The organism is Rhodococcus sp. KRD162 (assembly GCF_017168335.1).
GTDB lineage: Bacteria > Actinomycetota > Actinomycetes > Mycobacteriales > Mycobacteriaceae > Rhodococcoides.
In genome coordinates this window covers 1-11,868 of record NZ_JABFAU010000009.1, presented here as the reverse complement: position 1 = coordinate 11,868, position 11,868 = coordinate 1, and the positions used below count along the sequence as shown (strand labels likewise).

The window sequence follows — 11,868 nt, the reverse complement described above, 5'->3', positions numbered from 1 at the left end:
GCTCCCGTGCACCCGTCATTAGGATGACGTGATGGGACTCATCAACTCGGAACTGCGGACCGGAATCATGCGGGAGCTGGCTGTGCAGTCGACCATCGACCCGGTCACGGAGGTCCGCCGGCGGGTGGATTTCCTCAAGGACTATCTGACGTCGACGCCGGCCTCCGGATATGTGCTCGGGATCAGCGGCGGACAGGACAGCACACTCACCGGCAAGCTCTGTCAGCAGGCCGCAGCGGAGCTGCGGGCCGACGGTCACGAGGCCGAGTTCGTTGCCGTTCGACTCCCCTACGGCGTGCAGGCCGACGAGGACGATGCGGCCATCGCACTGCGGTTCATCGAACCGGACCGGACGGTCACCGTGAACATCAGGGAGGCGGCCGATGCCGCCGCAGCTGCAACGGCAGACGCGTTGGGCACCGCTGAGGTGCGCGATTTCGTGCGCGGGAACGTCAAGGCCCGGCAGCGAATGGTTGCGCAGTACGCCATCGCAGGCGAGCTCGGCTACGTCGTCGTCGGTACCGACCATGCCGCCGAGGCGCTCACCGGCTTCTTCACCAAATTCGGCGACGGCGGCGTCGACCTGACGCCGCTGACGGGCTTGAGCAAGCGGCAAGGAGCCGCTCTGCTGCGCGAGCTCGGCGCACCGGAGAGCACGTGGCGAAAGGTCCCCACCGCCGATCTCGAAGACGATCGCCCGGCTCTACCGGACGAGGAGGCGCTCGGTGTGACATACGAGCAGATCGACGACTACCTCGAAGGCAGAGAGGTCGCCGACGAGGTGGCCGAGAAGCTGGAGAAGATGTTCATGGCGACCCGTCACAAGCGCGCGGTACCGGTGACGCCGTTCGACGATTGGTGGAAGACCGGCCGCTGAGCGCTGCGGCAGGTGGCTGAACCGAGCGCAGGTCAGCCACCTGCGAACGGCGGCAGGACATCCACTCTGCTGCCGATCGCACGATCGAGATCGCGGGTGAGATCGTCACCGACGAGATACGCCGATACTCGCAGGATCGGCTCCATCGGCGCACCGTGACGCGATCGGATCTCGTCCCGCAGATCCTTCAGAGTTGCCCCGGAAGGCACGGTGATGTACTCGCAGTCGCAGCCCGAGGCATCCACCGCGGCGGCGAAATAGCGCACCTCGACACGGGTCGACGGCACGGCATCGCTCGTCGACTGCAGATCACCCACCGATTGCCCCCATACTGCGCGCAGGCGGGACGAAGCCCTCGGCGTCGATGCCGTGGCCCGCCCACTTGTTCCACATCGCTCCGCGCCACACGTCGGCCAACTCGTGATCGGTGGCACCGCCGCGAAGTGCTGCGCGCAGATCGGTCTCGTCGTCACTGAACAGGCACGACCGAATGGTCCCTTCGGCGGTGACCCTCGTTCGGTCGCAGTCCCCGCAGAATGAGCGCGTCACCGACGCGATGATGCCGACCGTGGCGTCCGTACCGTCGACGCTCCACTCCTCGGCGGGCGCGGACGGATCCGCGCGACCCACGGAGCGCAACTCGAACGCCATCGACAACTCGTCGATCAGAGTCTGGGCGTCGATCATGTTGTTGCGGGCCCATTCGTGATCCGCGTCGAGCGGCATCTGCTCGATGAAGCGAAGCGCCACCCCTTCGTCGAGGCACCACCGCAACAGGTCGACTGCCCCGGACAACGTGTCGTGCATCAGAACTGCGTTCACCTTCACCGGCCCGATGCCTGCTCGCTTGGCTGCTCGGATGCCTGCGAGCACGGAGGGCAACCGGTCTCGACGGGTCAAGCGCGCGAAATCCGCCCGGTCGACCGAATCCAGAGAGACGTTGATCCGGGTCAACCCGGCGTCGGCCAGTGAACTCGCCCGATGCTCGAGTCCGACCGCATTGGTGGTCATCGACAGTGGCACGCCTGCCGCCGCATCGGAGCACAACCGCAGGATCTCGTCCAGGTCGCGGCGCATGAGCGGCTCGCCTCCGGTGAAACGCACGTCGCGGATACCCAGCAGACGCACCGACACCGAGACCACGCGGGCAATTTCGGCAGGGGTGAGCAGATTCGCTGCAGGAATTGCCGGAAGGCCCTCCTCCGGCATGCAGTAGGTGCAGCGAAGCGAACACTTCTCGGTGATGGAGATACGTAGATCTCGTGCGACGCGCCCGAAGCGGTCGATCAGATGGGGTACGTCCGGTCGATCCTCCACGGAATTCGCCTGCCCGGGCGAACTGCCGCGCGCAGCTCCCCCGATCACCGGGATTCCGAGCGAGGTGACACTGTCCACCGTCACCTCGTACCTCGCCTTCGTCGATCTCGATCACGCCTGCCGTGAACCTGTCTACCCAGTATGCCGCAGCCCACACTCGACGGTCTGATCGGCGTGCTTAGGATGGTCACCCATGACGGCTCAGCACACCTGCGCGATCACCGGACCTGCGCAGTGAGCGCCACTTCCGTCGAGGAGCACGCCGCGGCCGTCGAGGCTCTGCTCGCGGCACTGGCGACCAGACCTGCGCAGCGCATTCCGCTGGCCGAGGCACTGGGTCGAGTCTGCTTCGAGGACGTGCGTTCGCCGGTCGATCTGCCCCTGTTCCGCAATTCGCAGATGGACGGCTACGCAGTCGATTCACGTTCGGTGAGCACGACTCCGGTGACTCTCCCGGTCTCGACCGTCATCGCGGCGGGGCCGGCGGCATCGGCCGTGCTGGCCTCGGGTAGCGCGGCGAAGATCATGACCGGCGCACCGATTCCCGAGGGAGCCGACGCCATCGTCCCCGTCGAGGACACCACGGTGACCACCGAGGGCTCGGTGACGATCGAACGAGGCCGCGCCCCAGGTGAATTCGTTCGCGAACAGGGCAGCGACGTTCGCATCGGAACAGTGCTGGTCGAGGCGAGTCGAGTGCTCGAACCCCGGCACATCTCGGTGCTCGCGGCCGTCGGCTACGCCGAGGTCGACGTCCGCTCACGCCCGCGAGTGGCTGTGGTGACCACCGGTGCAGAACTCGTCGATGCCGGATCGACGCTCACCCCCGGCCAGATCTACGACTCGAACGGCATCACTCTGGCCGCGCATCTGCGAGCCAGTGGTGCCGAGGTGGTCATGGTCGCGCGCAGCTCGGACGATCCGAGCCGATTTCGACAGGTTCTCGACGAGGCAACACAGTCGGCGGAGCTGATCATCACCTCCGGCGGAGTCTCGATGGGCGACTTCGAGGTGGTCAAGGACGTGCTGCGCCCACTGGGCGGCACCTTCGGTTCGGTCCGCATGCAACCGGGCGGGCCGCAGGGCATGACGATGTTCGACGGCGTTCCTGTCCTCAGCTTCCCCGGCAACCCCGTCAGCACGGTTGTCTCGTACATCATGTTCGCGCGCAACATCGTTCGCAGGGCCGCAGGCCTACCTCCGATATCGTCCGGTACGGCGCTGCTGCACGACGCGATCGTGTCCCCTCCGGGCAGACGACAGTTGCTGCGCGGCAGGCTACGCGACGACGGACGGGTCGAGCTCGTGGCGGGCCCGGGCTCTCATTTGGTCGCTGCACTGGCCTGGGCTGATGTTCTGATCGACATCGACTCCGAGACAACCGAACTCGCGGCGGGATCCAACGTGGAAGTATGGCCACTGTGACCACCGATGCCTCGCACTCCCACCTGTCCCATCTCGACGATCAGGGCCGCGCTCGCATGGTCGATGTGGCACACAAGAAGCAGACCTCCCGAACGGCCGTCGCTGCCGGGGAGTTCGTCACCACCGCCGAGGTCATCGCGCTCGTGCGCGCAGACGATATGCCCAAGGCCGATGTCCTGGCCACAGCGCGCATCGCGGGCATCTCGGCGGCGAAGCGAACCTCGGAGCTGATTCCTCTGTGTCATCAGCTTGCGCTCTCCTCGGTGAAGATCTCGTTCGGGTTCACCGACTCGACCATCACGGTCGAGGCCACAGCGCGCACCACCGGCCGCACCGGAGTGGAGATGGAGGCACTGACGGCCGTGGCGGTGGCCGGGCTGACCTTGCACGACATGGTCAAGGCAGTCGACCCTGCCGCAACGATGAACGGCGTTCGGCTGATCACCAAGGACGGCGGCAAACACGGCCATTGGCAGCGCGATCAGGAGCAGGGCTTCCCTCCGGAGTCGGCCGCACCGAGGGCGGAGTCGGCACGATCGGCAACGGTGTTGGTGGCCTCCACCGGTGGCGCGCGGGGAACACGACCGGACACCACCGGCCCGGCGATCGCCGGCTGGTTGACCGATCGAGGCTTCACCGTGCGGGGTCCGCTGGTGTATGCCGATGCCGATATCGCGGCCGGACTGCAGGACTCGCTACGCGGGGAACCGTCGTTGATCATCAGTACCGGAGGCACCGGAGTGTCCCCGACCGACGCGACGCCGGAGGCCACGGCAGCGCTCCTCGATACGGACATGCCCGGAATCGCCGACGCGATCCGGACCCGCGGAACATCTGCGACGCCGCACGCGGTGCTCAGCCGGGGTGTGTCGGGGCTGATCGGACGCACGCTGATCGTCAATCTGCCGGGTTCGCCCGGCGGCGTCAAGGACGGTCTCGCCGTACTCGATCCATTGCTGGACCATGTGTTGGCCCAGATCGCCGGAGGAGGACCCCACGATGAGTGAGCTCGTTGCACGAATTTCCAGTGAACCACTCAGTAGCGCCGAAGTAGAAGCGGCAGTGCAGGATTCACGTCACGGCGCGGTTGTGCTGTTCAGCGGGATCGTGCGTGATCACGACGAGGGCCACGCCGTCGAGACCCTCGAATACCGCGCCCACCCCGACGCGGAGCGCTTCTTGAGCCGATGCTGCGCGGAGGTCTCGGCCGAGACCGGTCTCACCGTGGCGGCGGTACACCGTGTCGGCGACCTGCGGGTCGGCGATCTCGCCCTCGTCGCTGCCGTCGGTTCGGCTCACCGCGCCGAGGCCTTCGCGGCCTGCGCCCGTCTGGTCGAGCGCATCAAGGCCGAGGTTCCGATCTGGAAGCGGCAGGGATTCGAGGGCGGACGTACCGAGTGGGTCGGACTGTAGGAGCTACGCCGTGTCGAGGTAGCGATGGACCGGGAGCATCGACGAGGCATCGCAGCGCTCGGCCGGTTCCCGCACGCAGGCCCGCAGCCGTTTCTCCACTACCGATGTGTCGAGTTCGGTACCGATCAGCACCAGCGAGGTCTGTTCGGTCTCACCCCTCGACCACGACGTCGCTTCGAGACGAATGTGGCGACCCACGGTATGGACGATGAATTTCTGCATGTAGCCCGGTATCGCGAAATACACGACACCTTTGATGCGGTAGAGATTTCCCGAGGGATTCTCCAGGAACTCGATCAACCGTCGCGGTTCGATCGGATCGGTGGTGACGAACTCGGTGTGCGAGTACTGCGCGTGTAGGTGGTGGTCGCAGTCGTCGTGTTCGTCGTCATGCTCGAAATGCTGCTGACGGAGGAGCTCGTCGAGCGACAATTGCACGGCGATCGTCGACTCGACAGCACGATCCTCACGACGGTCGAACAGCAACAGTGGGTCCACTCGACCGAAGGCGACCGGTACGACGGGCACCTCACCTACAACGCCGCGCACCGTGAACTCGAGGTCGGAGCGTTCGGATGCCGAGACGGCATCGGACTTGTTCAACACCACGAGGTCGGCCAACTGCAGGTGCTGGTCGATTTCGGGGTGCAGTACACGGGTCTGCGGGAACTCCACGGCGTCGACCACTACGACGAGCCCGCCGTAGACGATGAACTCGTTCTCGCTGCCGCGCACCATTCGGATCAGGTTGCGGGGTTCGGCCAGCCCACTTGCCTCCACCACGATCACGTCGATGCTCGAACGCCGATGTGCGAGCGCATCGAACATCGCATCCATGTCGTCGAGATCGACCGCGCAGCAGATGCATCCGTTGCCGAGCGAGATCATCGAATCGACCTGCCCTGCCACCAGCATGGAATCAATGTTGATGGCCCCGAAGTCGTTCACCACGACGCCGATTCGAATCCCTGCGTCGTTGCGCAGCAGGTGATTGAGCAGAGTCGTCTTCCCGGCGCCGAGGAAGCCCGCGATGATCACCACCGGGATTCGTCGACGCGTCACGGCGTCCGAGCCTACCGGTCGGCGAGCATCTGTTTCAGCAGGCCTTGCGCGAAGTTCGACACACTGGCGACGTTGTCCTGGGTCACCAGCGAGGACAAACCGTCGACCCCGAAGGAGTCGATGTACGGAGAGACGCTCTCGAGCAATCGCGACAACGCACTACGGCCCTCGACGGCAGTCCCCGCTCCTGTGGGCGAGGATGTCGCCGGTGCCGGGGTGTCGGTGCTCGTCGTACCGGCCGGTGCAGCTGCCGGGCTCGCTGCCGTCGTAGCGGACGTCTCGGCACCGAGCAGGTAATCGATGATCCCGGTCGATATCGCGATCGCGTGCTCGAGCTGGCCTTCCGAGCTTTCCAGAAGTGCCGCATCGTCCGGGTTCGATCCGTTGCCCATTTCCACGAAGACGAGGGGCACCGTGGTCAACGCCGGGCCGGCGACATCGGATCGCTCCTGAATTCCGTCGTCGACGCCTGCGTAGTTGGCCGGATCGAATCCGGCACGCACGTACGAATCGCGCATCAGCTTCGAAGCCGTGCGCCCACCTCCGGACTGGGCTGCATCGGCCGCCGCGTTCGGAATCGGTAGCGTCGGAACGATCAGATGAAATCCGTGCTTACCGGTATCGGTTGTGGTGCTCGTGGAATCCGCGTGGATGCTCACGGCGAGATCGGCCCCGGACTCGCTCGCAGCGCGTGCTCTGTCGTCGACGCATCCGCCCCACCCGGTGTCGTCCGCTCGGCTCGTCTTCACCGTCGCACCCAGACTTTCCAGGCTGGATCGAACCAGTTCACTGACTTTCCAGTTGATGGTGTGCTCGGGCACGCCGTCCAGTGTGGTCATGCCCGTGGTCTGACAGTCTTTGGTTCCGCCGCGGCCATCGTCGACCTGACGCTGCAGATTCTCCGAATGCCCGGTGCCTTGGTGGCCGGGGTCGAGAAAGACGGTCTTACCGGACAATTCGCTTCCGGCCGCGGCCGATGGACTATGTCAGTTTCAGAAGACGAGTGCACGAGTTCAGAAGTGCGCTGCACTTGACACCTCTCAAGTAATCTAGCGAAAACGCTAGATTACTCCTTTGGTGCTTTGACTGCCCGATCGTCCGAACCTAGGCGCTCACTTATGACTACGTGTCTTTAACCTTCGTTTTAGACACGCCCTGGATTTGACACGGCAAGGACGATGGGCGTGTGTGTCAGAACTCATGTTCAAAACCGACACGCCGAAATGTGTCCCTACGACGAGTTGTGACACACTCGACCCTGTGGGAGAACTTCTGGGCTACGCGAGGGTGTCGACGACCGATCAGAGCGCCGACGCGCAGAGCGAAGCTTTGAGCGCTGCCGGGTGTTCGAGAGTGTGGACGGAAACTGCGTCGGGTGCGACGACGTCTCGGCCGCAGCTGTCGGATCTGTTCTCGCATCTGCGGCGCGGCGACACGTTGGTCGTGTGGCGACTCGACCGTCTCGGGCGATCACTCCCCCATCTCCTCGAAACGGTCGAGCAGCTCGACGTCGATGGCGTCGGATTCCGCTCGCTGACCGAAGCGATCGACACGACCACCTCCGGCGGAAAGCTGATCTACTCCATCTTCGGAGCGTTGGCGGAATTCGAACGCAACCTCATCCGCGAACGCACCAACCTCGGACTGGCGGTGGCACGCGCCCAAGGGCGACTCGGTGGCCGACCACCGGCGATGTCCGGGACGCAAATCAAACAAGCGAAGCGAATGCGCACCGGCGGAATGTCACTCACCGACATCCGAGAAGTGCTCGGAGTGTCGCGATCGACGCTGTACCGGCACTTGAAATAGCCCACCGCCAATCGCCGTTTCTCGCACATGGCCCGCCGGGCCGATGCGAGTCAACTTCCGAAGCTGCCACCGTGGGGGTCTCGGGCACATCGACGACTTTGAAAATCGATGGACGCATGATCAGCCACGAGAATTCGTCTGCTTCAATTCCGTCATGACCGAACCGGTAGAGATCACAACGACACCACCCACCATTGGTGACACACTCCAAGTGCGACGCCTAGAGGGCGGCACCGCTACCGGGACCGTAGTCGAGGACTTCGCCGACTACTTGCTGACCGTCCCCGCCGCCGGCCGAGACTGGGCCATGCCCCATCGATGGGCCATCGCGTCGGAAGACGGAACGCTGATCTTCGCCGACGACGCCGACATCATCGAGCACCACAAATCCGAACCGTCGACGACAGCACCGACAACACCGAACGACATCAGCGACAAGACCTGACCGGTGGACATCTACTCAATTCTGGTTGCCTCGGTCATCGGGTCCGCGGCCGTACTGAGCATTGCCAAACCAGTCCTGCTGGCCATGACGATCATCGACATCACGCGGGCGCTGCGAAACCGCACCAAAGGTTCCCCAGGCCAACACCCGGCGTCAGCACGAAGTGCAGCCAACTTCTGACACTGACAAACGTCATCGACACTACTGATCCTCGCGTTGATCGCCCTCGCTGGTGGGAAGTCGATTCACGTCGCGATCACCGTAGGAATCACCCCATTTCCACACGCCACTGAGTGCATCGCGAACTTCGCTACCGCCCCGACGACGGCGTAGGCGCGTGGTACGCATGGCGTACTCACGGAGTCGATCACGGACATCGTCGTCCAGGTCTGGGCCACTGGGCAGATTCAAGGCCCACCACAACCGGCGCCGATACTCCGCACCCGAAATCCCGAACGCCACGAAGATGTCTTCGTCATCGGCACCTCCATAGGGTTCCCAGCGCACCGCGAACCCCACAAAAGTCTCTGCCGACCGCTCTTCCGTCATACCGATGATTCTGGTCGACGTATCGACCCGTCCGCACATCGGCCGCCCACCCCCACCACAGCCTTGAACACCCCGACCTGTGGTGCCGATTGTGCAGTTCACTTCTGCACTCAGAATGTCAGAAGACAACTGCAATCACGGGTAAAACCCCAGCAAATCGTGCAGCCTACTTCTGAAACTGACAGACTCGGCCCTGGAAGGCCGTTCTCGATCGTCCGTTATGACGATGGTCAAAACGCACACCCAAACCCGCAGGAAGCTGCTGCGCCGCGGGTTTCGGTCACAGCGGGCCCGACGCCTCTTCAGATCGGTCGCTCGGGGGTGATTGGTGAGCGCAACCGAAACTCGCCTCTACGAGGCGAGTCCTGCGAAAGTGGTTTTGCTCGCTCGATGAATGAGTTGGCGATGATGTTTTTGATCGATGCGCCGGCGTAACCGCGGTCGGTAAACTCATCGGCGTCCGCGCGGTGATCACAGCGCCGCGGGGTCTTAATGGGCTCGTTGCTGTGTCACCGTGTCGCCTCCGCATACTCGGGAGCCGCAGTGTCGGAACTTGGGCTGGAAACTAAAGGATCATCCGCCGCGTCGCGTTTGAGGCGATCCTGGTTGCGGTCCGCCGAGTTTCGAGCTTCGGCTTCCGCTGCTTTCGCTGCGGTCACCGCATTCATCAGCCTCGCCCACTTGTCGTAGCGCTTTGACACGGCCGTAGCCGTTACGCCTAAGTGCCTGCTGACGGCGGCGAAGTTGCCTTGAGTGTCTGGATGGTTCTGATACATGTGGGCGGTTAGCCAGACAGCGTCATCAAGGCCACCACGCTCGTCGAAGAGAGTGATGAGCTGGGCTGTCGCTTCGTTGGTCTGCGCGCTCTCGGCCTTAGGCGGCACCTCGACATCGGGGGCGGTGGTGTTGGGTGGGCCCGAGGCGCGGAGCCGAGGCGCGCTGATGACGATGGAGATCATCTCGCTCATCGTCATCACCATGAGGGGGGCAAGCGCTCCGATCGCCCCTGCAACCGAGGCATCGAGATCTGTCACCGTTAACACTGCGTGGTACGCGTTTCCCGCCATGCTGGCCAGGCCGGTAAGGGCAAAGACCGCGATAATGAATCTTCGACCAACGATGGTTCGCCGGTCGGAGTGCTGAGACAGCGCGATTCGGAAGATGCCGGCCGCGAGGATCGGGCCGTCCAGCACTACGGGGATTACCCACGCCAAATCGCGCGCGCCTGCCATAGCTGCCAGGTCATAAAGCGTCACGAAGCTGAGAGCGAAGCTTGATGCTGTGACCGCGAAAGCGACTATAAGCCCGATTACGAGCGCCCACACGATGACAGCAGGGTGTATTTCGACCGAAGGTGCCTCAGAGGGGCTCCCAGGGTCTTCGATGGCGGCTTGCGAGTTACGGTGGTTCATAGGTCACAGCTCCTTGGTTGTCTGTGGCCGATGGCCCCGGTGGTGTGTCAGCACTGCCGGGGCCCTGCAGGTGGTAGTCAGGCCTGGGCGTTTCAGCTCGCCGTCTTACCGCTGCTTCGACGACTTTTGCTTGAAGTGGCCTGGGTAGGTCTCTAGGAGAGCGTGCTCGATGATTTCGCGGATGGTGTCGCCGGTTTCATCCATGACCGAGTCGATGGCTTCTCGGTAGCTCATACCCAAACGCGTCGAGAATTGAATGACTGGTTCGGCCCTCTGACGGCGGGGTCGCCCCACCGGTCGGGGCGGGATCTTCGTTGCCCGTGCGACCTCAGCGGAGTCAACGGCTTCATCGGCGGCGGGACGGGGCCCTCTGCGTGGGATGCTCAGGTCGGGTTCGCTACTCACTGTCGCTACCTTTCACGAATGCGTGAACGCATGCATTAATTAATGATTTTTGAAAATACCTGCTGGTAAGCGGCAAGCACAGGGGAACCCTTGTCGAACTTGCCGTACCACTCCCCTGTCATTCGCGACTGGTCAACGATCGTCCGGTTCGGGATGATGGGGCTGAGCTGAAGTCCTGTTTCATGTAGAAGCTCAAGCGCCTTGGTGGACACCTTCGTCATCACCGTGTCCTTCACAGCTCCGACGACAATCCCTGCTTCGTGGAGGTTGACCGTCGCCCCGATCTTCTCGCGGCTTGCTCGGAACTTTTGGACACTCTCTCGCGCCCCCTCGACCCCGTCGAGTCCGTCTTGATTGGCCGTGGCCGCATAGACAACAAGCGTGGAAGCAGCCAGCGCGTTCTGGGTCAGAAGACCACCCTGCCGGTTTGGGCAGTCGATGACTACGACATTCGAGGAGTGTCCCTCTAATGCCACGGCGAGGCGTAGCTCTGCATGGTCTTCGTAGTCCTTTTCGCGATTCGAGAGGGACCGCGCTGAAGGAAGAATTCGCAGACGTTCGGACCACTCGGTGGGAATTGCCAGGTCATCAGCCCACCCCTCCGGATTCGAGTCCGCAAGGATCGCTCCCACATGCTTCCAGGATTCGTCTGGATAACTGCCGACCCACTTGGTGGCAGCACCTCTAGGGTCCAGATCTATCAAGGTGGTGGAATTTCCAGCCGCCGCCGAAACCATCGCCAGCGATACAGCTGTGGTGGTTTTCGTGACGCCCCCGGCCTCGCTATACACCATGATTACCTTCATGAACTCATGCTAGCACTAACTCACTCACTCACGCGTTCGTTCACTCACTAGTTATCTAACTCACGCGTTCGTTCACTCACTAGTTATCTAACTCACGCGTTCAGTCACTCACTAGATAACTAACTACTTAACGCATGCGTGCATGAGTGCGTGATTGCGTGCGTGCGTGATTGCGTGCGTGAGTGCAAGACCTAAAGACAGAACGCACTAGTTCATGCAAGCATTAATTAATTAATGCTTGCATGAACATCGCAACCACGAAGTTCCTGGTCATTGGGTCGGGGACGCCCAAACCAACTAGAACAACAACCGAGGGCTTGACACGCGAACCCTCCTTTGCACTTCGGC

13 protein-coding genes and 1 pseudogene are annotated in these 11,868 nt (G+C 63.0%); 7 read left to right on the top strand and 7 right to left on the bottom strand.

The features are described 5' to 3' along the window. Positions 1-31: 31 nt before the first annotated feature. Positions 32-877, top strand: a complete 846-nt coding sequence (gene nadE, locus J1M87_RS13550) for an ammonia-dependent NAD(+) synthetase (RefSeq protein WP_206489976.1) — start codon at positions 32-34, stop codon at positions 875-877. Between the two features lie 32 nt (positions 878-909). On the opposite strand, the gene J1M87_RS13545 is transcribed toward nadE, so the two are convergent. Both J1M87_RS13545 and moaA read right to left on the bottom strand, forming a co-directional pair. Continuing rightward, positions 910-1,194: a MoaD/ThiS family protein gene (locus J1M87_RS13545; RefSeq protein ID WP_206489975.1), complete on the bottom strand. Its 285-nt coding sequence runs from the start codon at positions 1,192-1,194 to the stop codon at positions 910-912. After that, the gene (gene moaA / locus J1M87_RS13540) at positions 1,187-2,242 is read right to left on the bottom strand and encodes a GTP 3',8-cyclase MoaA (RefSeq protein ID WP_206490020.1); all 1,056 of its coding nucleotides are present in this window, start codon (positions 2,240-2,242) and stop codon (positions 1,187-1,189) included. Before moaA ends, J1M87_RS13545 begins: the two co-directional genes overlap by 8 nt. 186 nt (positions 2,243-2,428) lie before the next feature. On the opposite strand from moaA, the gene glp reads away from it, so the two are divergent. The 3 genes from glp to J1M87_RS13525 are packed head-to-tail and all read left to right on the top strand — an operon-like array spanning position 2,429 to position 5,032. Then, positions 2,429-3,619 (top strand): gephyrin-like molybdotransferase Glp, encoded by a 1,191-nt coding sequence (gene glp / locus J1M87_RS13535; protein WP_307830808.1) that lies wholly within the window; start codon positions 2,429-2,431, stop codon positions 3,617-3,619. Next, positions 3,607-4,626, top strand: a complete 1,020-nt coding sequence (moaCB, locus tag J1M87_RS13530) for a bifunctional molybdenum cofactor biosynthesis protein MoaC/MoaB (RefSeq protein ID WP_206489974.1) — start codon at positions 3,607-3,609, stop codon at positions 4,624-4,626. Before glp ends, moaCB begins: the two co-directional genes overlap by 13 nt. After that, on the top strand, positions 4,619-5,032 hold the full coding sequence (locus tag J1M87_RS13525; protein ID WP_206489973.1) for a molybdenum cofactor biosynthesis protein MoaE: 414 nt from the start codon (positions 4,619-4,621) through the stop codon (positions 5,030-5,032). The genes moaCB and J1M87_RS13525 overlap by 8 nt, the downstream gene beginning before the upstream one ends. A gap of 3 nt (positions 5,033-5,035) precedes the next feature. Here J1M87_RS13525 and J1M87_RS29290 read toward each other — a convergent pair whose 3' ends face one another. Together J1M87_RS29290 and J1M87_RS13515 are read right to left on the bottom strand one after the other, a co-directional pair. After that, a complete protein-coding gene (locus tag J1M87_RS29290) occupies positions 5,036-6,094 on the bottom strand; it encodes a GTP-binding protein (RefSeq protein ID WP_206489972.1) in 1,059 nt (352 codons plus the stop codon). An 11-nt stretch (positions 6,095-6,105) separates the two neighbouring features. Further along, positions 6,106-7,071 (bottom strand): annotated as a pseudogene (locus J1M87_RS13515) (N-acetylmuramoyl-L-alanine amidase); the annotation flags it as partial. A gap of 283 nt (positions 7,072-7,354) precedes the next feature. On the opposite strand from J1M87_RS13515, the gene J1M87_RS13510 reads away from it, so the two are divergent. The 3 genes from J1M87_RS13510 to J1M87_RS13500 all read left to right on the top strand — a co-directional run bounded on the left by J1M87_RS13510 (position 7,355) and on the right by J1M87_RS13500 (position 8,528). Continuing rightward, the gene (locus tag J1M87_RS13510) at positions 7,355-7,903 is read left to right on the top strand and encodes a recombinase family protein (protein ID WP_032375677.1); all 549 of its coding nucleotides are present in this window, start codon (positions 7,355-7,357) and stop codon (positions 7,901-7,903) included. 154 nt (positions 7,904-8,057) lie between these two features. Then, positions 8,058-8,348: a hypothetical protein gene (locus tag J1M87_RS13505; RefSeq protein WP_068051213.1), complete on the top strand. Its 291-nt coding sequence runs from the start codon at positions 8,058-8,060 to the stop codon at positions 8,346-8,348. Between the two features lie 3 nt (positions 8,349-8,351). Next, the gene (locus J1M87_RS13500) at positions 8,352-8,528 is read left to right on the top strand and encodes a hypothetical protein (RefSeq protein ID WP_176458463.1); all 177 of its coding nucleotides are present in this window, start codon (positions 8,352-8,354) and stop codon (positions 8,526-8,528) included. Between the two features lie 21 nt (positions 8,529-8,549). Here the strand turns inward: J1M87_RS13500 and J1M87_RS13495 are convergent, their stop codons facing one another. The 3 genes from J1M87_RS13495 to J1M87_RS13485 all read right to left on the bottom strand — a co-directional run bounded on the left by J1M87_RS13495 (position 8,550) and on the right by J1M87_RS13485 (position 11,520). Next, positions 8,550-8,897: a hypothetical protein gene (locus J1M87_RS13495; RefSeq protein WP_094642614.1), complete on the bottom strand. Its 348-nt coding sequence runs from the start codon at positions 8,895-8,897 to the stop codon at positions 8,550-8,552. Between the two features lie 509 nt (positions 8,898-9,406). Beyond that, complete coding sequence (locus J1M87_RS13490; protein WP_206489970.1) at positions 9,407-10,309, bottom strand: DUF2637 domain-containing protein; 903 nt, start codon at positions 10,307-10,309, stop codon at positions 9,407-9,409. Between the two features lie 440 nt (positions 10,310-10,749). Continuing rightward, on the bottom strand, positions 10,750-11,520 hold the full coding sequence (locus J1M87_RS13485; protein WP_032406388.1) for a ParA family protein: 771 nt from the start codon (positions 11,518-11,520) through the stop codon (positions 10,750-10,752). Positions 11,521-11,868: the final 348 nt, after the last annotated feature.